We start from the raw sequence: 19,342 nt of genomic DNA, 5'->3' as shown, positions 1-19,342 counted from the left end.
CGGGACGTCAGGCGCCGCAGGGTTTTCTCGACGTTGGATTAACCGCCAAGGGTCACGGGCCCTGCAAGCGGTTGCTAGTCCTCGTCGACGATGCCGTACATGCGCGCGGAGATATCCGGGTACTCGACCCGTGTCCGGCCGGCTTCCAGTTTCGGCAGCTGGGCGGGGGAGTGATGAGAGCAGTGCACGAAGTCAAAGGTCGGCCACCATTTCTTTGGTCGTTCGTAGTCCTCGGTGCCGCATACTTCGCAGACCAGATGCACCCAGACCGGGCGCTTGCCGGTCCGGTTGGCGCGGGACTGGGCCAGCCATGCCGGCGGATTTGAATTCAGCTCGCGGAACTCGGCTTCGCTCATCTTCGAGGGGATGCCGTGCTTCTTGGCCATTTCTAGGGGGATATCCAACGCAATGGCGGCGTCTCTACGTGTCATCATCGCCTACCAGCCTAATCTACCGGCGCGCCGCGCATTCAAGCCGGGTGGGAAACTGGAGGTCAGGCACGGAAGCTGTGAGCCAAAGCATCGAAATCAGGCCCGGAAGTGAAATTTTTGCGACTTGACCCAGTGTGCTATTGGTCATAGGTGGGCTGTATCACTTAGTCTATGTGAAGCATGTGTTTTCAATCACCGCAAGCATGCGCACAGATTAAGGATCTCTTCATGACTCGCAAGAAGAACGGGCTGCGACTTGCCGCAGCTGCTTTGGGACTCTCCGCCCTCGCCCTGACCGGCTGCACCTCTTCCGCCACCAACGAAGGCGACGTATCGGGTGCGCCAGGCGGCGACGCATCAGGCGCGCCGATCACCCTGGGAACCACGGACAAGGTCACCTCGCTCGACCCGGCCGGTTCCTACGACAACGGTTCATTCATGGTCATGAACCAGATCTTCCCCTTCCTGCTCAACTCCGAGCCCGGCAGCCCAGAGCCGTCCAACGATCTGGCCGAGTCCGCCGAGTTCACCTCGGACAACGAGTTCACCGTCAAGCTGAAGCCGGGCCTGAAGTGGGCCAACGGCAACGATCTGGACTCCAAGGACGTGAAGTTCACCTTCGACCGCCAGCTGAAGATCGCCGATCCGAACGGCCCGTCTTCGCTGCTGGGCAACGTCGAGTCCATCACCGCACCGGATGCCACCACCGTGGTCTTCAAGCTGAAGGTCGCCAACGACCAGACATTCCCGCAGGTGCTCACCTCGCCGGTCGGCCCGATCGTGGATGACGAAGTCTTCCCAGCCGACAAGGTCCTCGCCGACGAGGAGATCATCGCAGGCAAGGCCTTCGGCGGCCAGTACGTGATCGACTCGTACAACAAGAACTCCCTGATCTCGATGTCCGCCAACGACGCCTACGCCGGCGTGCTCGGCGCACCGGCCAACAAGTCGGCGGCCATCAAGTACTACGCCGACTCGAACAACCTGAAGCTGGATATCCAGCAGGGCAACATCGATGTCGCCTGGCGCTCGCTGACCCCGACCGACGTCGAGGACCTGGGCAAGGAAGAAAGCCTGACCGTCCACAAGGGACCGGGCGGCGAGCTGCGCTACATCGTGTTCAACTTCGACACCATGCCGTACGGCGCCAAGACCGCGAACGCCGATGCCGCCAAGTCGCTGGCCGTGCGCCAGGCCGCCGCGAACCTGATCGATCGCCAGGCCATCGCCACCGAGGTCTACAAGGACACCTACACCCCTGCCTACTCCTACGTTCCGCAGGGCTTCACCGGCGCCATCGAGCCGCTGAAGGACCTGTACGGCACCGACGGCAAGCCGGATGCGGCCAAGGCCAAGAAGGTGCTGGAGGACGCCGGAGTGGACATCCCGGTCAGCCTGCCGCTGCAGTACAACCCGGATCACTACGGCCCGAGCTCGGGCGACGAGTACGCCCTGGTGAAGAAGCAGCTGGAAGCCGACGGCCTGTTCAAGGTGGACCTGAAGTCCACAGAGTGGGTCACCTACCAGAAACAGCGCGTCACCGACTACCCGGCCTACCAGCTGGGCTGGTTCCCCGATTACTCGGATGCCGACAACTTCCTGTCGCCGTTCTTCGCCAAAGACAACTTCCTGTCGAACAACTACGACAACCCTGAGGTCGACAAGCTGATCTCCGAGCAGCGCGGCATGGCCGACGCAGCCGCACGCACGAAGGCCATCGAGGACCTGCAGACCATGGTCGCCGAGGACCTCTCCACCCTGCCGCTGCTGCAGGGCGCGCAGGTCGCCGTGGCGGGCAAGGACGTGCAGGGCGTCGAGAAGACCCTGGACCCATCGTTCAAGTTCCGCATGGGCGTTCTGAGCAAGTAATCATCAGCGCACCGGCTTGATTTGAACCCCAGGGGGTTCGCCGCGCGGAATCCATGGGATCCCGCGCGGCGGATCCCCTAAATCTGCGCCCGGGGATCTCCCGGCGCAACGCACGTATTTTGCGATTTCCAAAGGATTGACGATGACCATCACGTCTCCACCGGGACAAGTTCCCAGCCCGCTGGCGGCACCCAAGCCAGCCAAGCAGAAGGGCGGGGGATTCCTCCGTTACGTGATCACGCGCTTCCTGCTGATCATCCCCACCGTCTTCATCCTCATCACGGTGGTCTTCTTCCTGATGCGCGTGACCGGCGACCCGATCACCGCCGCGCTGGGCGGGCGACTGACCCCGGACCAGCTCGCCGCCCGTATCCACGAGGCCGGGTACGACCGGCCGCTGTTCATCCAGTACTTCGAGTACCTGGGGCAGATCTTCACCGGCAACCTGGGCCGCACCCTGACCGACAACACCGCGGTTACCGACATCCTCACCACCTACGGCGCCGCCACCCTGGAACTGGCCATCAATGCCGTGCTCGTGGCGCTGATCGTGGGCATCCCGCTGGGTCTGGTCGCCGCGAAGTTCCGCGACCGCTACCCGGACGCCATCCTGCGTGTGCTGGCCATCCTGGCCTACGCCACCCCGGTCTTCTTCGCCGGCCTGCTGCTCAAGCTGATCTTCGGCGTCTGGCTGCACTGGCTGCCGATCGCCGGCCGCGCCGACTGGCAAACCGAACTGCAGCTGACCACGCTGCAGGCGCCCACCGGCATCTACTGGCTCGACGCGCTGCGCAGCGGCAACATGGAGGCGTTCGTGAACGTCACCCAGCATGCCATCCTGCCTGCCATCGCGCTGGGCCTGCTCACCGGCGGGGTGTTCCTGCGCCTGGTGCGCACCAATGCCATCGGCACCCTGGGCCGTGAATACGTGGAGGCCGGGCGCTCGCGCGGCGTCAGCGAATTCCGCCTCACCACCAAGCACGCCTACCGTCCGGCGCTGATCCCGATCATCACCGTAATGGGCATGCAGATTGCGCTGCTGCTCGGCGGCGCGGTGCTAACCGAAACGACCTTCGAATGGAAGGGCCTGGGCTTCAAGCTCGCCGAATACCTCACCGCGCGCGACTTCGTGGCAGTGCAGGGCATCGTGGTGCTGCTGGCGATCATCGTCGCCTTCACCAACTTCATCGTCGACGTCCTGGCCGCACTGATCGACCCGAGAGTCAGGTACTAATCATGAGCACCGCTACTCTTCCCGCCTCGAACAAGTCGTGGGTCCAGAAGCTCCCGATCATCTCCCACCTGAAGATGTCCTCCGGGCTCCAGCGCGGCATGCTGGTCAGCGGCCTGATTCTCACGAGCCTGTTCCTGATCACCGCGATCTTCGCGCCGCTGATCGCACCGTTTGGCTTCGCCCAGTCGGGCGACGCCAACGGCGACTTCCCGCGCCAGGCCGCGCCGGGCGGGGAATTCATCTGGGGCACCACCTCCGGCGGCTACGACGTGTTCTCCCGCACCGTCTTCGGCGCGCAGACCGCGATCTTCGTGATCATCGCCGCCGTGGTGATGTCGCTGTTCCTCGGCGTGCTGCTGGGCCTGGTCTCCGGCTACCTGGGCGGCTGGTTCGACCGCATCATGGTGGTCCTCGCCGACGCCATCTACGCCTTCCCGTCGCTGCTGCTGGCCATCGTGATGTCCATCGTGATCTCCCAAGGCCAGTCAACAGTGTTCGGCGGCGTCATGGCCGCGGCCATTTCCATCACCGTGGTGTTCATCCCGCAGTACTTCCGCGTGGTGCGCGCCGAGGTGATGCGCCTGAAGGCCGAACCGTTCGTGGAATCCGCACAGGTCATCGGCGCCAGCCCGTGGCGGGTCATGTTCACCCACCTGCTGCGCAACGCCACCCGCACCCTGCCGCTGATCTTCACGCTGAACGCCACCGAGGCGCTGCTGACCCTGGCGGGCCTGGGCTTCCTGGGCTTCGGCATCGAGCCGACCAGCGCATCGGAATGGGGCTACGACCTGAACCGCGCGATGTCGGACGCCACCAGCGGCATCTGGTGGACCGGCCTGTTCCCGGGCCTGGCCATCGTGATCACCGTGCTGGGCATGACCCTGGTCGGCGAGTCCATGAACGATTTGAATGACCCGCGCCTGCGCCGCTTCAGCCGCAAGAAGGCCAAGCGCATCACCCAAGCAGGAGCCGGAGCATGAGCCACGCAGCGCCAACCATCACCGAGGACCGCGGCGCCGTGCTGCGCGTCGAGGGCTTGAACATCGACTTCGTCACCGACGCAGGTGCGGTTCCCGCCGTGCGCGGCGTGGACTTCACGGTCAAAGCCGGGGAGATCCTGGCCATCGTGGGCGAATCCGGGTCCGGCAAGTCAGTGACCGCGCGCACCGCGCTGGGCATCATGGCGGAGAACGGAGCCGCCAGCGGAGCTGTATACCTCAACGGCAAGGACATGCTGACCCTGCACGGGGCGGACCTGCGCGCCGCCCGCGGCCGGGACGTGGCCATGGTCTTCCAAGAGCCCTCGACCGCGTTGAATCCGGTCTACACCGTGGGCTGGCAGATCATGGAGGGCATTCGCGCCCACAACAAAATCTCCAAGAAGGAAGCGAAGTCGCGCGCCATCGAGGCCATGCGCCAGGTCGGCATCCCGGACCCCGAACAGCGGGTGGACTACTACCCGCACCAGTTCTCCGGAGGCCAGAAGCAGCGTGTGGTGATCGCCGCCGCGCTGGCGCTGAAGCCCGGGCTGATCGTGGCCGACGAGCCGACCACGGCACTGGACGTCACCGTGCAGGCGGAAATCCTGTCGCTGCTGCGCGAGCTGCGCAGCGAGCTGGGCACCGCCATCGTGATCATCACCCACAACATGGGGGTGGTCGCCGACATTGCGGATCGGGTCATCGTGATGAACCAGGGCAAGATCGTGGAGGAAGCCGAAGCGCTGACCCTCTTCGAGGCCCCGCAGGAGGAGTACACCCGCTCGCTGCTTGCCGCCGTGCCGCACCTGGGCCGCGAAAGCGCCTCCGAAGGCATGGCCGAACGCCCGGTCGTCGGCGCCGAGGTACTGGTCGAGGCCAAGGACCTGGTCGTCCACTTCCCGGGACGCCTCGGCACCCCCGGCTTCACCGCCGTGGACAAGGTCGATTTGAAGATCCACGCCGGGGAAGTCTACGGCCTGGTCGGCGAGTCCGGCTCCGGCAAGACCACCATCGGGCGAACCATCGCCGGCCTGAACCGGATGACCTCCGGCTCGCTGAAGGTGCTGGGCTATGAAATGGCGCAGTTCAAGGAATGCAGCTTCAAGCCGCTGCGCGAGCAGATCGGCTTCGTGTTCCAGGACCCGGCCGCCAGCTTCAACCCGCACCTGACCATCGGCGAATGCGTCGCCGAACCGCTGATGGTGCACCGCGAACTCGGCGCCTCGGCCACCCGCGCCAAGGTGGCCCAGCTGCTTGAAGCGGTGCAGCTGCCCTCAGGCTTCGCCAACCGCTACCCGCATGAGCTCTCCGGCGGCCAGCGCCAGCGCGCCTCGCTGGCCCGCGCCCTGGCGCTGGAGCCCAAGCTGCTGATCGCCGACGAACCGACCAGCGCGCTGGACGTCTCGGTGCAGGCCAAGGTGCTTCAGCTGTTCCGCGAGCTGCAGGCCGAGCTGGGCTTCGCCGCCCTGTTCGTCTCCCACGACCTCGCGGTGGTGGACCAGTTGGCGACCTGGGTGGGCGTGCTGTTCCGCGGCACGCTGCTGGAGGAAGGTCTGGGCTCGCAGGTGCTGGCCAACCCGCGCAACGACTACACCCAGCGACTGATCGCCTCGCTGCCGGTTCCCGACCCGCGCGAGCAGGCCCAGCGCCGCGCCCGCATCGAGGAGCTGAACGCCAAGGGCTGAGCCGGCTTCCGGCCCCGCCTGAACGCCCGCGCAGCGCGCCTCCCCGTCCCGGGAGCGTGCGCTGCGCGGGCGTTCGGCGTTCGCCGGTGTCCGGCGTCACCTTCTGGGTGAAGCGCTCGGTGACCACGTAAACTGAAAATCATGAGCGAGCCGAACCTGACCGAAGAGAAGAACGCCTTCGACCCGCACGCGAGTTCCCTGCAGGGCGAAGTCCAGCAGGAGGTGCTGGACGAGCTGTATGCGATCCGCGGGAGCATCGACAACTTCGACGCCCAGCTGGTTTACCTGCTGGCCGAACGCTTCAAGGCGACCCAGCGCGTGGGCCACCTGAAGGCCACGCATCAGCTGCCCGCCAGCGACCCCAACCGGGAAAAGGCCCAGATCGAGCGCTTGCGCCGGCTGGCCCACGAGGCGCACCTGGATCCGGAATTCGCCGAGAAATTCATGAATTTCATCATTTCCGAGGTCATCCGCCACCACCAGCACATCTCCGACAACCACCGGGGCCCCGCCGCCGATGCCTGAAACGCAGGACCTCTCGGCCGTTCCGGCACGCCGCCAGGATGTGCACGTCACCTCCTTCTGCCAGTTCCCGGGCACCGATCCGCTGGAGATCCACCGGGTCATCCGCGGGGAGCTGGGCGAACCGAACCTCGCCGTGCTGCCGCAGCTGCCTGACCGCGGCGTCGGAGCCGACGCCCTGGGCCGCAGCGCCACCATGGCCGCCGAGCTGGGTTTCGATCTGCAGCCGCACGGCTGGCGCATCGGGGTGCCCGATGGCATGGATGCCCGGCGCGCCCGCAGCCTGCTGCGCAGCGATGAGAACCTGCTGGCCGACGTGGCAGGTGCCGAGAAGAAGCGCCCGACCCGGCTGCTGGTCGATGTGCTCGGGCCCTGGAGCCTTGCCGCCGGCCTGCACCTGGCCAGCGGCGAAAAGGTGCTGTCCGACCACGGGGCGCGGCGCGACGTCATCGAGGCCTACGCCCACGGGGTGCGCGAGCACCTGGATCGGATCACCCGCGCCACCGGCATTACCGGGTTCACCCTGCAGCTCGACGAGCCGCAGCTTCCCGCCGCACTGGACGGCACCGTGCCCACCGCCAGCGGCTACCGCACCTTGCGCTCCATCCCGCGCAGCGAGGTGCGCACCAGCTATTCCGGCTTCCTGGCCGTGCTGTCCGGCGGGCAGGACCCCTCGCCGCTGCGCGTGGCGGTGAACCTTCCCGCGGCCGACGTCTCGTGGATCGAGCGGGTCGACCTGCTGCACCAGGCGGGCATCGACGGATGGCTGCTGGACCCGGCCGCGATGGGCCACCGGCATTGGGAACGCGCTGCGGGCCTGGTCGAAACCGGCGCCCAGCTGTTCTTGCAGCTGCTGCAGCCCGGCGGCCGCGCCCCGGGTGTGGTGCAGGGCGTGAAAACCATCCTGCGCCCCTGGCGGCAGTTGGGCCTGCCGCTGTCCAGCCTTTCGGCCCTGACGCTGATGCCCGCCGGTTCCTTCGCCTCCAGCAGCGCGGCCGAGGTCGTGGACTGCCTGGGGCAACTGACCGGCTACGCCCAAGCCCTGGAACAGACCCGGGTCGACGCCTAGCTGGGGGATCTGCCTCCAATGGCGGGGCTTTGCGCCAGTCAACCGGCTGAATCGGGGGCTGGTCATGTATCTTAGAAACAATGGCGGTAGCTTAGCTGCGCACTGGTGACCAGCCGGTTGGGCGGGGCCGTGCAGTCCTGCCCCTGCCGGCAGGCCGCCCGCGGCTGTCCTAGCATTTCAGGGGGAAATTGGATGAAGGCACGAATTCTTGTTGTCGACGATGACGAGGCGTTGTCGGAAATGATCGGCATCGTCCTGCAGAACGACGGCTTCGAGGCCTCCTTCTGCTATGACGGTTCCGGGGCGCTGGAAGCCTTCCGCGAGTCAAACCCCGACCTGGTGCTGCTGGACCTGATGCTTCCGGGCATCGACGGAATCGAGGTCTGCAAGCAGATCCGCGCCGAATCCGACGTCCCGGTGGTCATGCTCACCGCCAAGTCGGACACCGCCGACGTGGTCCGCGGCCTGGAGTCCGGCGCGGACGACTACGTCCCCAAGCCCTTCAAGCCAGCCGAGCTGGTGGCCCGCGTGCGCGCCCGCCTGCGCCCGAACGAAACCCATGCGGCCGAGACCCTGCAGGTCGGCGAGGTCGCCATCGACGTGGCCGGCCACCGGGTGACCCGCGGCGGCACCGTGGTGTCGCTGACCCCGCTGGAATTCGACCTGCTGGTGACCATGGCGCGCAAGCCGTGGCAGGTCTTCAGCCGCGAGCAGCTGCTCGAAGCGGTCTGGGGCTACCGACACGCGGCCGATACCCGGCTGGTGAACGTGCACGTGCAGCGCCTGCGCTCCAAGATCGAGGTCGACCCCGAGAAGCCGCAGATCATCCAGACCGTGCGCGGTGTCGGATACAAGGCTGGATCGGCAAGTTGAACACGCACGCGCCGACCGGAAAAGAACTTGTCCCGGTCGATGTGCGTGTCCATGGCATTCCCCAGGCCCCGCGGTTCTACCGGCTGAAGCACTGGATCCGCCGTCCCGTGGAAGCGGTGCGCAACCGCTGGCAGCGCCATCTGCTGTTCCGCACAGTGATCTCCACGCTGCTGTTCACCTCGCTGGCGCTGCTGGCCGCCGGCGCGTTCCTCTCCAACCAGATCGCCTCCACGCTGTTCCAGGAACGCTTCAACCAGATCGAGAAGGAATTCGAGCGCGGCCTGACGCAGGCGCGCTCCATCCTCGAATCCGCCGCCACCACCGACCGCGCCTCCACCCAGGCCCTGGTGAACTCCACCTTGGCCACCCTGGAGGGCGACGGCGCCACCGTCATCCGAGACTTCGTGCTGATGCCCATCGCCGGGGACGAGAACCTCTACGTCGGCCCCATGGCCTCCGGTTCGCTGACTACCCGCGTGGTGCCCGAGGACCTCGCCGAATCCGTGGCGGGGGAACAGGGCATCTACTGGCGTTCCATCGAGCTGGGCGTCGAGGGCGACCAGTATCCCGGGCTGATCATCGGAACCAAGGTGCTGATCCCGCCGGGCCGAGAATACGGCCTCTACCTGGTCTACGACCTGTCCAGCGTGCAGGACACCCTGGCCTTCATCAACCGCGCCATGACCTTCACCGGGCTGGTGCTGCTGGCAGTGGTCGGCTTCGTCGCCTGGTCTGTGGCCCGCACCGTGGTGCGCCCGGTGGCCGACGCCGCCTACGTGTCCGAGCGCATCGCCGCCGGCGATCTGGACCGCCGCATGAAGGTCTCCGGCCGCGACGAGGTGGCGCGCCTGGGCACCGCCTTCAACCACATGGCCGCCTCCCTGCAGGAGCAGATCACCGCCCTGAACAACCTCTCGGCCATGCAGCAGCGTTTCGTCTCCGACGTCTCCCACGAGCTGCGCACCCCGCTGACCACCGTGCGCATGGCCGCCGAGCTGATCCACGACGCCCGCGAGAACTTCGACCCGCTGACCGCGCGCTCCGCCGAGCTGATGTACAACCAGATCGAGCGCTTCCAGAACCTGCTCAACGACCTGCTGGAGGTCTCGCGCTTCGACGCCGGCGTGGCAGTGCTGGACCGCGAATCCACCGACCTGAACGTGATTGTCGGGAAGGTCATCGTCACCGCCACCCCGGTGGCCGACGAATACGGCACCGTCATCCGGCTGAACTCCCCGCCCGAGGGATGCGTGGCGGAAGTCGACCCGCGCCGCCTGGAACGCGTCATCCGCAACCTGGTGCTCAACGCCGTGGAGCACGGCGAGGCGCAGCCGATCGACGTGACCATCGGCGCCAACGAATCAGCCGTGGCGGTCACCGTGCGCGACTACGGCATCGGCATGTCCGAGGAATCCTGCAAGCACGTCTTCGACCGCTTCTGGCGCGCCGACCCGGCTCGCGCCCGCACCACCGGAGGCTCGGGCCTGGGCCTGTCCATCGCGATGGAGGACATCAGGCTGCACGAGGGCCGGCTGGAGGCCTGGGGCGAACTGGGCATCGGCTCGGTCTTCCGTGTCACCCTGCCGCGCACCGCCGCGGACACCATCGACTCCTCGCCGCTGCCGCTGGAACCGGCCGCCGTGCAGACCCTGGACGAGCCGCAGGGTGACAGCTTCCCGCTGACCGGCGAAGTCCCCAAGATCGGCTACACCCCGCTGGTGCTGCCCGAGGACGACGATCTGGACGACGACATCGCCGATCCGGGCGCGCCGATTCCGCCCGCCTCGTCGGAGGAGAAATAATGCGACGCACGCTGATTTCGCTGCTGGCCATGCTGCTGGGAGTGGCGCTCACCGCCACCGGCTGCGCCTCCATCCCGCGCTCCTCCCCGGTCAAGCAGATCGAGGCGCATTCGGAGGACTCCGAGTCGGAGTCCTACAGCTACGCCGCGGACGGGCCCGCCGACGGCGCGGATGCCAGGGCGATCGTCGACGGTTTCGTGGCCGCCGGCCGTTCGGTGGCGGAGGACTACGCAGTCGCCCGCGAGTTCCTCACCCCGGAGCTGAGCCGGCAGTGGCGCGGGGACACCAGCACGCTGATCTACGAGGCTGTCAACGTGGTCAACGGCGCCGAGACCAACCAGTACACGATCCAGCTGGAGATCATCGGGGCGGTGGATGCCCAGGGCGTGCGCACCATGTACCCCGACCATTCAACCCGCGCGGTGGACGTCGCCGTGTCCAAGGTCGACGACCAGTGGCGCATCTCCGACGCGCCCAACGGCGTGATGCTGGAAGCCTCCACCTTCAACAAGATCTTCTCCGCCCAGACCCTGTACTTCTACAACGCCACCTACCGCTATCTGGTGCCTGACATCCGCTGGTTCGCCACCGGCAGCGGCACCGCAACCTCGATGGTCGAAGCGCTGCTGGAGGGCCCAGCGCCGTACCTGGAAAATGCCGTGGTCTCCGCTTTCAGCTCCGCCGGATCCCTGGTGCGCTCCGCGGTCCCGGTGCGCGACGGCACCGCGACCGTCGACCTGAGCAAGGCGACCTTCCAAGACGCCACCGACCAGATGCTGCTGCTCATGGACCAGCAGCTGGAAGCCACCTTGATCCCCTTGAGCAGCGTGACGAAAGTGCAGATGCTGCAGGAGGAAACCGAGATCACGCTGGCCGACCAGAGCATCACCATCGAGCCGGCGCAGGTGGACCCCAGCACCCCGGATACGCTGATCGGCATCGCGGACAAGTCGCTGGTCTACGTCAAGGGGCTCTCGGTCATCCCCGTCGGCGGGCTGCCGGATATCTCGCGCTACAATCCGCGCGAACCCGCCATGTCGCCCATCGGCAACCGCTACGCCTTCCTGAACGGATCGCGCAAGCAGCTGTGGACCATCGGCGAGGACGGCTCGCTGGACCTGGGCCTTGAAGGCGAATCACTGATCCAGCCGTCCATGGACTTGGCCGGCTGGACCTGGACGGCGGACAACCACGACAAGAACCCGCTGCGCGCGGTGCCCGACAGCATCGCGGGCAAGGGCGAAGCCCGCACGATCAGCGTGCCGTGGCTGGAAGGCTCCAGCGTCAGCTCGCTGCGCATTTCCCGCGACGGGGCCCGGGCGCTGATCGTCGCCACCAAGGACTCGGCAACCACCGTGTACGTCTCCGGAGTGATCCGCGATTCCGACGGGGTGCCGCGAGGCCTGAGCAAGACGCCGATGAAGATCTACCCCGACGTCCCGGTGAACACCGCGGTCTGGGAATCCGATCGTTCGATCATCGTCGCCGAGCTGAGCCTTACCGAGCCGGTGCTGGCCGAGCAGATCACTTTCCAAGGTGGCAGCAAGCACCTGCAGGTGCTGCTGGGCATGGTGGGCATCGCCGCCGGCACCGGAAAGCAGCGGGAAGTCTACGCCGAATCCCAGGACCAGCTGTTCAGCCTGGTGGGCAACTCCTGGCATGTGCTGGACGACTACGCCAAGGACATCTCCTACCCGGGCTGACCGGAGCGCACCGCGGCATCCACAATCGGCGTCCAGCGCCGGCGGCCATGCCGCGTCCGCGCCCATCCTGGAGCATGGGCTCCAACGACCGGGAAATCCTGCGGGACCTGGACCAGCTGTATGGCCAGCGGGTTCCGCAATGGGTGCGCTTCGCGCTGCGCGAAACTGCCAACTTCCTGCTGCCTGCCAGCTGTGCGGTCTGCGGCAGGGCCGATGACCGGCTGTGCCCCACCTGCCGCGGCGCGGTGCGCCGCCAGCTCTGCCTCCCGCCGCTTCCCGACAGCCAGAGCCGCTACCTTGAACTGCCGGCGCTGGCCGGACAGATCCCCGTGGCGGCTTGCGGCGTCTACGGCAACGAGCTGGCCCGAGCCATCCTGTCCTACAAGGACCACCAGCGGTATTTCCTGAAAGAGCTGTTTTCGCCCTACCTCGCCGCCGCCCTGAATGCCTCGCTTGTTCCGCAGTCCCGCGCCCGGCGCACACTGGTCGTTCCCATGCCCACCTCGCTGAAGGCGATTGCGCGCAGGGGATACCGGCCGGTGGAAGCCATGCTCCAGTCGGCCGAGCGCCTCGGACTGCTCGACGCAGGGCTGGAACTGTCACCGGTGCTGCACTACCGGATGGGCCAGGTGTTCAGCGGGGCCCAGAAGAGCAAATCCGGCTCGGACCGGCGCGGGCAGCACGCGCAGCTGATTGCCGAGATCCCGCGTGTTCGCCAACAGCCGATCCTGCTTGTCGATGACGTGATGACCACCGGTTCCACCCTGCAAAATGCCGCAATTACCTGTAATAACGCGGGATACGACGTGCTCGGAGGGGTAGTGCTCGCACTCACTCGACCGCCGGGCGATGACCGGGGTGGACAATTACGCTGACCGCGATAGGAAATGTCCGCGTTCGGTACTTGAATCTGGGCCGCCGTGGCCTAAGGTGAAGTATGGGTTGCATCACACAGATGCAGCGAAGCCCATCTTCAGTTCGAAGAGATCAAACTTCCGAACTGTTGTGTCACCCGACTCAATTTTGGAGGACACCATGGAGCTGAACTACAGCGGACGCAACATCACCATCTCGGACCGTTTCCGGGAGTATGTTGATGAGAAAATCACCAAGGTCGACCAGCTGGCCACCAAGATCCAGCGCATTGACGTCAAGGTCGTCAAGGAAACTCACGCCCGTGACCAGAGCACCGCACTGTCCGTGGAACTGACGGTTGTCGGTCGAGGACCGGCAATCCGTGCAGAAGCCCGTGGGGCTGACAAGTTTGCAGCCTTCGATGTCGCATTCGCCAAGCTGCTTGAGCGTCTGCGCAAGGCCCGCGACAAGCGCAAGGTGCATCGCGGAAACCATGCCCCGGTGGCAGTCCATCAGGCCACCAGCGCGCTGCCGGTTGTTCCGACGGACAAGTCCCTCGTTGAGGAAACTCTCGCAGCCCAGGCCGCCGCCGAAGCGGAAGAAGCTGAAGCGAACGCCGAGTACTCGCCGGTCGTGATCCGCCGGAAGTCCTTCCCTGCCGAAGTCATGAGCGTTGACGACGCAGTGGACCGCATGGAGCTGGTGGGGCACCCGTTCTACCTCTTCGTCGATGAAGCCACCGGCGAGCACTCCGTGGTCTACGGCCGCACCCAATACCAGTACGGTGTCATCACCCTGGATGCTTCGCTCAGTGACGAAACCGAGTCGACCACCGAGACTCGCGGCTACCGCGACAAGGCAATGGCGACCGAGGGTTAGCCATTAGCGATCCAGCAAACAAGGGCGGTCGGCGCACCCTGAGCCTGTCACAGGCTCGACGGGTTGCGCTGGCCGCCCAAGGCTTGTCCCGGGCCCGCCCGGACAAGCCCGTGACTCTCCGGCGGATGAACTCGACGCTGGAGTCCATCGCCCAGCTGCAGATCGATTCGATCAACGTTGTCCAACGAGCCCACTACATGCCGCTTTTCGCGCGGCTTGGTGCCTACGACATCGGTGCGCTGGACAGGCTGGTGGCGCGCAAACGCGGCCCGATGACCGAATACTGGGCGCACGAAGCCAGCTATGTGCGCAGCGAGCTCGTCGCGGACCTGATCGCCTGGCAGCGGCGCGGCTGGATCGACCGTTCGGACCTGTTCACCAGTGAGCACCGCGAACTGACCGACAACGTGCTGTCCTATCTCGCCACGCATCCGGGCACCACCGCCCGCGAGCTCAGCGCCGCGCTGGACATCCAGCCGGTCGGGGAGAAGCAGCACTGGGGCTGGAACTGGAACGATACGAAGTTCGTCACCGAAGCGCTGTTTGCCCAGGGCCGGATCCTTGCGCTGGGCCGCAGCAGCCAGTTCGAACGCCGCTTCGCGCTGGCCGAGGACGTGATCGACCTGCAACGGGCTGCTGTCCCGGGCGACAAGCGGTCCGCCCTTCGCCGGCTGGTGCTGCGGGCGATGCGCGCACTGGGCGTGGGCACCGCCCACTGCATCGCCGAATACTTCCGGCTGCCCGCCACCCAGGTCGCCGGACTGCTGCGCGAACTGGCCGCAGAGCGGCTGATTGAGCAAGTTGAGGTCGCCGGCCTCGCCGAAAACTGTTACCAGCTGCCCGGAACCGTCATTCCGCGCAGCGTCCAACCCGATCTGCGCCTGCTCTCGCCCTTCGATTCGATGGTCTTCAACAGGCGCAGGCTGGAGCGCTTCTTCGGCTTCGAATACCGGGTGGAAATCTATGTTCCGCAGGCCAAGCGGCGCTACGGGTACTACGTTTTTCCGATGCTCTACGGCGAGGACTTCGTTGGCAGGGTGGATCTGAAAGCCGACCGGAAAAACGGGGTGCTGCAAGCCAAGTCGGTGCATTACGAACCCGGAGTTTGCCCGGAAGTTTCGGGCGAGCTGGATCGCGAACTGGGGCGAATGGCGCGGTGGCTCGGGTTGGCCGCGGTTGAACGTTGACTGTGAACTGCCTGTTTGGTGCGTTGCCGTTCACCATAAGAACACCGCAGAGACTATCGAAATAGCGTTTGACGACGTTTTCCTCACGTAGACTAATTACGCCAGATTTACTGTGCTTGAGATATTGGGAGCTACCACGTGGCATCATTGCTAGAACGTATTTTGCGTACCGGCGACAAGAAGACCCTCAAGGTCCTTCGTAAGTACGCCGACACGATCAATACGTTGGAAGACGAGATTCGCGAACTTTCGGATGAAGAACTCCAGCGGGAGACCGAAAAGTTCCGGGCCCGACTGGCAGATGGTGAATCGCTGGACGCCCTGCTTCCCGAAGCATTCGCCGTCGTGCGCGAAGCCGCGGACCGCGTGCTGGGCATGCGCCACTTCGACGTCCAGCTCATGGGCGGCGCTGCGCTGCATATGGGCAATATCGCCGAAATGCGCACCGGTGAAGGCAAGACCTTGGTCGCGACCGCACCGGCCTACCTCAATGCCCTGACCGGCAAGGGTGTGCACGTGGTGACCACCAACGACTTCCTCGCGCAGTACCAGTCCGACCTGATGGGCCGCGTATTCCGCTTCCTTGGTCTGAGTTGCGGCTGCATCCTGGCGAACATGGATCCGGCCACCCGCCGCAAGCAGTACGCCGCCGACATCACGTACGGAACCAACAACGAATTCGGTTTCGACTACCTGCGCGACAACATGGCCTGGAGCAAGGACGAGCTCGTCCAGCGCGGCCACCACTTCGTTATCGTCGATGAGGTCGACTCGATTCTCATCGACGAAGCCCGTACCCCGCTGATCATCTCCGGGCAGGCCTCGGGCGACGTGAACCGCTGGTATGTCGAGTTCTCCAAGATCGTGGCCCGACTGACCCGCGAGGACGACTACGAGGTCGACGAAAAGAAGCGCACCATCGGCGTGCTTGAGAGCGGCATCGAGAAGGTCGAAGACTACCTGGGCATCGACAACCTCTACGAGTCCAACAACACCCCGCTGATCGGCTTCCTGAACAACGCCATCAAGGCCAAGGAGCTGTTCAAGAAGGACAAGGACTACGTTGTGGTCAACGGCGAAGTCATGATCGTCGACGAGCACACCGGCCGTGCGCTGCAGGGTCGCCGCTACTCCGAAGGCATGCACCAGGCCATCGAGGCCAAGGAAAGCGTGGAAATCAAGGCCGAGAACCAGACCCTCGCCACCGTCACCTTGCAGAACTACTTCCGCATGTACGAGAAGATCTCGGGCATGACCGGTACCGCCCAGACCGAAGCCGCGGAGTTCTACGGAACCTACAAGCTTGGCGTCGTGGAGATCCCGACCAACAAGCCGGCGATCCGCCAGGACCAGCCGGATCTGATCTACAAGAACGAGATTTCCAAGTTCAACGCGGTTGTCGAAGACATCGAAGAGCGCCACAAGACCGGCCAGCCGATCCTCGTGGGCACCACCAGCGTGGAGAAGAGCGAATACCTCTCCCGGCTGCTGGCCAAGAAGGGCATCCGCCACGAAGTGCTCAACGCCAAGCAGCACGCTCGTGAAGCCGCCGTGGTCGCCATGGCCGGCCGCAAGAACGCCGTGACCGTCTCGACCAACATGGCCGGCCGCGGTACCGACATCATGCTCGGCGGCAACGCCGAATTCCTCGCGGTGGCGGAAATGGAACGCCGCGGCCTGGATCCGGAAAACCACGCCGACGAATACAACAAGCAGTGGGACGACGTCTTCGAAGCGGCCAAGAAGACCGTTGCCGCGGAAGCCGAGGAAGTCACCAAGCTCGGCGGCCTGTACGTGCTGGGCACCGAACGCCACGAATCGCGCCGCATCGACAACCAGCTGCGCGGCCGTGCCGGTCGCCAGGGCGACCCGGGCGAATCCCGTTTCTACCTGTCGATGACCGACGACCTGATGCGCCGCTTCAACTCCGGCATGGCCGTGCGCATCATGAACAACCCGTCGATGCCCGATGATGTGGCCCTGGAATCCAAGATCGTATCCCGCGCCATCGAATCCGCGCAGGCCCAGGTGGAAGGCGTCAACGCCGAGCAGCGCAAGAACGTGCTGAAGTACGACGACGTCATGAACCGCCAGCGCGAGGCCATCTACACCGACCGCCGCGCCATCCTGGAAGGAGACGACCTCCAAGAGAAGGTCGGCCACTTCCTGGAAGACGTCGTGAAGGCCATGGTCACCGAGGCCACCCAGGTCGGCGACGCGGACGACTGGGATCTGAAGCAGCTGTGGACCAACCTGAAGCAGCTGTACCCGATCGGCATCACCATGACCGAGGTCATCGAAGAAGCCGGCGGCCTGGGCCGCCTCTCCGCCCAGTTCCTTGAACGCGAGATCCTCTCCGACGCGCAGTACCAGTACGAGCTGCGCGAGAATCGCGTGGGCTCCGGGGTCATGCGCGATCTGGAGCGCCGCGTGGTGCTGTCGACCATCGGCCGCAAGTGGCAGGAACACCTGTACGAGATGGACTACCTCAAGGAAGGCATCGGCCTGCGGGCGATGGCTCAGCGCGATCCGCTGGTTGAATACCAGCGCGAGGGCTACACCATGTTCCTGACCATGATGGAATCCATCCGCGAGGAAAGCATCGGCACCCTGTTCAACCTGGAGATCCCGAGCGGTTCCGAGGAATCCAGCCAAGCGCAGGGGGAGCCGGCGAACCAGCCGACGAACCTGCAGTTCACCGGCCCGGATGAGGAAGGCCATGCGAGCACGACCCGTGCCCAGGCCGCCAAAGCCGAAGGCAAGTCGGAGAAGAAGGCCAACAAGAAGAAGACCAAGAACAGGCGCTAAAGCATTTCCACGCTTGTGACCTGCCACCGTCCGTGCCATGGCTCTACACGAAGAGCCACGGCGCGGACGCGGTATTTAAAGCCCAGGATCACCGTACATTCCCATCCGCCGCCCAGGGTGCTGCGCAGCCGCATGGACTGCACCTGCCCATGGCTGGTGCCCGGTTCAGGGGCGGTCTTGTAGCCGTCGGTCTCGATGAGCGCCTGGTCCCGGAGCTTGCGGATGCAGTCCGGGTTCATCACGAAGTTCAGTTGAGAGACCGTGCGATAGCCGGCAATGATCTCGAAGACCGCTCGGGACACCGCATGCGAGAGCCTGACCACGTCGATTCGTTCGCGAGGAAAGCCGGGACCGCGGTGGAAAATGTGGTCCATCGGCACCGCGATGGCTGAAGGGGTTCTGCCTTCGGCTGACGCCAACGGCAGCTGGCAGCGGCCGCGGGAACTCTTGTGCTGGTTCAGGACTTCTCTGCGTGCTTCGCTTTCCCTGACCGTGTACGCCAGGTCCTGGAAGCCAGTATCGATGCTCATGGGGGACTCCTCGTTGTGTGCTGGATGACGTGCGGCGGCAGGATGCGCCGCCCGGTTCACTGCAGGGGTGGAAGCACGAGAACCGCTCCGACCTGGAGCAGGTCCGGGTCCGCGCCGATGACCGTGCGGTTCAGCTCGTAGATGCGGGGCCACAAGGCGGAGATTTCCGCGATGGTCGCCTGCCGACCGAGCATGTGCGCGGCGATGCTCCACAGCGTCTGCCCCTCGGCGACCACCACCTCCTGCCGCGCGTCCCGGGGCGGCTCAGAGGATTGCTTCTGCCCGCCGACGATCCGGGCCATGGGCACATTGACGGGTTCGGCGGACCAGCGCGGCGAGGGCAGTCGGTCAACGGGGGTGCCTGGCTCGGAGGTCATGCTGGTGCGCGCGCCTGACGACGCCGCGGACTGCGAGGCCGCGAGGGCGTGTTGGGCGGGATCCGGAGCTGCCCAAGCGGCGGCAACAGCCGTGGAGGACAACGTCAGCGACGCGCCCAAGGCCGTGCCCAGCACGCTGCGCGCCAGCCGAGGGGCCACCCGTTGCAACAGCCGCAGGGTGCGTTGATGCTGCCGGGCCGCGGCCCAGGTGATGGCGCGGGCCGTGACGGTGCGCAGGGTGTAGAGCCCTAGGAAAAGCGCCGCGGCGTAGAGCGCGGGGAGGGCGACGGTGCCTGGACCCGGGTTCGCGGAATCGAAGACCGGGCGTTCTTGCCAGATCCAGAACGCAAGTCCTGCCAGGATGATGCCGCTCCCCAACGCCAGCAGCGTCAGGAGAATCATTCGTCGCAAGCCATCCATAGTTAGAACTCTTTTCATCTCATTTGACGCGATTTGATGAAGTTTGACTCACATGATGACAGCTTGGATCTATTTTGTGAAGAGGGTTTCGCCAACAAGTTTTCGCTCGTACAGTGGG

16 protein-coding genes are annotated in these 19,342 nt (G+C 65.4%); 13 read left to right on the top strand and 3 right to left on the bottom strand.

Annotation, left to right across the window (positions count from 1 at the left end):
* Positions 1 to 74: 74 nt before the first annotated feature.
* Entirely contained in the window at positions 75 to 434 is a 360-nt protein-coding gene (locus tag RF641_RS15365; protein WP_047119516.1) for a hypothetical protein, read from the bottom strand.
* Positions 435 to 659: 225 nt separating this feature from the next.
* On the opposite strand from RF641_RS15365, the gene RF641_RS15360 reads away from it, so the two are divergent.
* From RF641_RS15360 to secA, 13 genes are all read left to right on the top strand, one after another.
* A complete protein-coding gene (locus RF641_RS15360; RefSeq protein ID WP_053798414.1) occupies positions 660 to 2,300 on the top strand; it encodes an ABC transporter substrate-binding protein in 1,641 nt (546 codons plus the stop codon).
* 136 nt (positions 2,301 to 2,436) lie between these two features.
* The gene (locus RF641_RS15355; RefSeq protein WP_053798413.1) at positions 2,437 to 3,534 is read left to right on the top strand and encodes an ABC transporter permease; all 1,098 of its coding nucleotides are present in this window, start codon (positions 2,437 to 2,439) and stop codon (positions 3,532 to 3,534) included.
* A 2-nt stretch (positions 3,535 to 3,536) separates the two neighbouring features.
* Positions 3,537 to 4,514, top strand: coding sequence for an ABC transporter permease (locus RF641_RS15350; RefSeq protein ID WP_047119513.1), 978 nt, complete (start codon positions 3,537 to 3,539; stop codon positions 4,512 to 4,514).
* Complete coding sequence (locus tag RF641_RS15345) at positions 4,511 to 6,199, top strand: dipeptide ABC transporter ATP-binding protein (protein ID WP_424573542.1); 1,689 nt, start codon at positions 4,511 to 4,513, stop codon at positions 6,197 to 6,199. The genes RF641_RS15350 and RF641_RS15345 overlap by 4 nt, the downstream gene beginning before the upstream one ends.
* Before the next feature lie 141 nt (positions 6,200 to 6,340).
* Positions 6,341 to 6,724 carry a chorismate mutase gene (locus RF641_RS15340; RefSeq protein ID WP_047119511.1) on the top strand — a complete coding sequence of 128 codons (384 nt, stop codon included), beginning with the start codon at positions 6,341 to 6,343 and terminating at the stop codon, positions 6,722 to 6,724.
* A complete protein-coding gene (locus tag RF641_RS15335) occupies positions 6,717 to 7,790 on the top strand; it encodes a hypothetical protein (RefSeq protein WP_424573541.1) in 1,074 nt (357 codons plus the stop codon). Before RF641_RS15340 ends, RF641_RS15335 begins: the two co-directional genes overlap by 8 nt.
* 192 nt (positions 7,791 to 7,982) lie before the next feature.
* Complete coding sequence (mtrA, locus tag RF641_RS15330) at positions 7,983 to 8,663, top strand: MtrAB system response regulator MtrA (RefSeq protein ID WP_047119509.1); 681 nt, start codon at positions 7,983 to 7,985, stop codon at positions 8,661 to 8,663.
* Positions 8,660 to 10,465, top strand: coding sequence for an MtrAB system histidine kinase MtrB (gene mtrB, locus RF641_RS15325; RefSeq protein WP_424573540.1), 1,806 nt, complete (start codon positions 8,660 to 8,662; stop codon positions 10,463 to 10,465). Before mtrA ends, mtrB begins: the two co-directional genes overlap by 4 nt.
* Positions 10,465 to 12,168: an LpqB family beta-propeller domain-containing protein gene (locus RF641_RS15320; protein ID WP_047119508.1), complete on the top strand. Its 1,704-nt coding sequence runs from the start codon at positions 10,465 to 10,467 to the stop codon at positions 12,166 to 12,168. Before mtrB ends, RF641_RS15320 begins: the two co-directional genes overlap by 1 nt.
* Before the next feature lie 74 nt (positions 12,169 to 12,242).
* Entirely contained in the window at positions 12,243 to 13,043 is an 801-nt protein-coding gene (locus RF641_RS15315) for a ComF family protein (RefSeq protein ID WP_424573539.1), read from the top strand.
* A 160-nt stretch (positions 13,044 to 13,203) separates the two neighbouring features.
* A complete protein-coding gene (gene hpf / locus RF641_RS15310; RefSeq protein WP_047119506.1) occupies positions 13,204 to 13,902 on the top strand; it encodes a ribosome hibernation-promoting factor, HPF/YfiA family in 699 nt (232 codons plus the stop codon).
* 125 nt (positions 13,903 to 14,027) lie between these two features.
* A complete protein-coding gene (locus RF641_RS15305; protein ID WP_424573538.1) occupies positions 14,028 to 15,089 on the top strand; it encodes a winged helix-turn-helix domain-containing protein in 1,062 nt (353 codons plus the stop codon).
* Between the two features lie 138 nt (positions 15,090 to 15,227).
* Complete coding sequence (secA, locus tag RF641_RS15300) at positions 15,228 to 17,897, top strand: preprotein translocase subunit SecA (protein ID WP_424573537.1); 2,670 nt, start codon at positions 15,228 to 15,230, stop codon at positions 17,895 to 17,897.
* Here the strand turns inward: secA and RF641_RS15295 are convergent.
* On the bottom strand, positions 17,894 to 18,427 hold the full coding sequence (locus tag RF641_RS15295) for an Rv3235 family protein (RefSeq protein WP_047119503.1): 534 nt from the start codon (positions 18,425 to 18,427) through the stop codon (positions 17,894 to 17,896). The two genes, secA and RF641_RS15295, sit on opposite strands and share 4 nt — an antisense overlap.
* Positions 18,428 to 18,483: 56 nt before the next feature.
* On the bottom strand, positions 18,484 to 19,206 hold the full coding sequence (locus RF641_RS15290) for a LysM peptidoglycan-binding domain-containing protein (RefSeq protein WP_052772407.1): 723 nt from the start codon (positions 19,204 to 19,206) through the stop codon (positions 18,484 to 18,486).
* Between the last annotated feature and the right edge of the window lie 136 nt (positions 19,207 to 19,342).

Source organism: Arthrobacter sp. 'calajunan' (assembly GCF_046940185.1).
GTDB classification, from domain to species: domain Bacteria; phylum Actinomycetota; class Actinomycetes; order Actinomycetales; family Micrococcaceae; genus Glutamicibacter; species Glutamicibacter soli.
This window is presented reverse-complemented; position numbering and strand designations above follow the sequence as displayed.

What these genes read in the sequence shown, in the direction of transcription:
- RF641_RS15365 (WP_047119516.1), bottom strand. Translation starts at nt 434, where the DNA reads ATGATGACACGTAGAGACGCCGCCATTGCGTTGGATATCCCCCTAGAA.
- RF641_RS15360 (WP_053798414.1), top strand. Translation starts at nt 660, where the DNA reads ATGACTCGCAAGAAGAACGGGCTGCGACTTGCCGCAGCTGCTTTGGGA.
- RF641_RS15350 (WP_047119513.1), top strand. Translation starts at nt 3,537, where the DNA reads ATGAGCACCGCTACTCTTCCCGCCTCGAACAAGTCGTGGGTCCAGAAG.
- RF641_RS15345 (WP_424573542.1), top strand. Translation starts at nt 4,511, where the DNA reads ATGAGCCACGCAGCGCCAACCATCACCGAGGACCGCGGCGCCGTGCTG.
- RF641_RS15340 (WP_047119511.1), top strand. Translation starts at nt 6,341, where the DNA reads ATGAGCGAGCCGAACCTGACCGAAGAGAAGAACGCCTTCGACCCGCAC.
- RF641_RS15335 (WP_424573541.1), top strand. Translation starts at nt 6,717, where the DNA reads ATGCCTGAAACGCAGGACCTCTCGGCCGTTCCGGCACGCCGCCAGGAT.
- mtrA (WP_047119509.1), top strand. Translation starts at nt 7,983, where the DNA reads ATGAAGGCACGAATTCTTGTTGTCGACGATGACGAGGCGTTGTCGGAA.
- RF641_RS15320 (WP_047119508.1), top strand. Translation starts at nt 10,465, where the DNA reads ATGCGACGCACGCTGATTTCGCTGCTGGCCATGCTGCTGGGAGTGGCG.
- RF641_RS15315 (WP_424573539.1), top strand. Translation starts at nt 12,243, where the DNA reads ATGGGCTCCAACGACCGGGAAATCCTGCGGGACCTGGACCAGCTGTAT.
- hpf (WP_047119506.1), top strand. Translation starts at nt 13,204, where the DNA reads ATGGAGCTGAACTACAGCGGACGCAACATCACCATCTCGGACCGTTTC.
- RF641_RS15305 (WP_424573538.1), top strand. Translation starts at nt 14,028, where the DNA reads ATGAACTCGACGCTGGAGTCCATCGCCCAGCTGCAGATCGATTCGATC.
- RF641_RS15295 (WP_047119503.1), bottom strand. Translation starts at nt 18,427, where the DNA reads ATGAGCATCGATACTGGCTTCCAGGACCTGGCGTACACGGTCAGGGAA.
- RF641_RS15290 (WP_052772407.1), bottom strand. Translation starts at nt 19,206, where the DNA reads ATGATTCTCCTGACGCTGCTGGCGTTGGGGAGCGGCATCATCCTGGCA.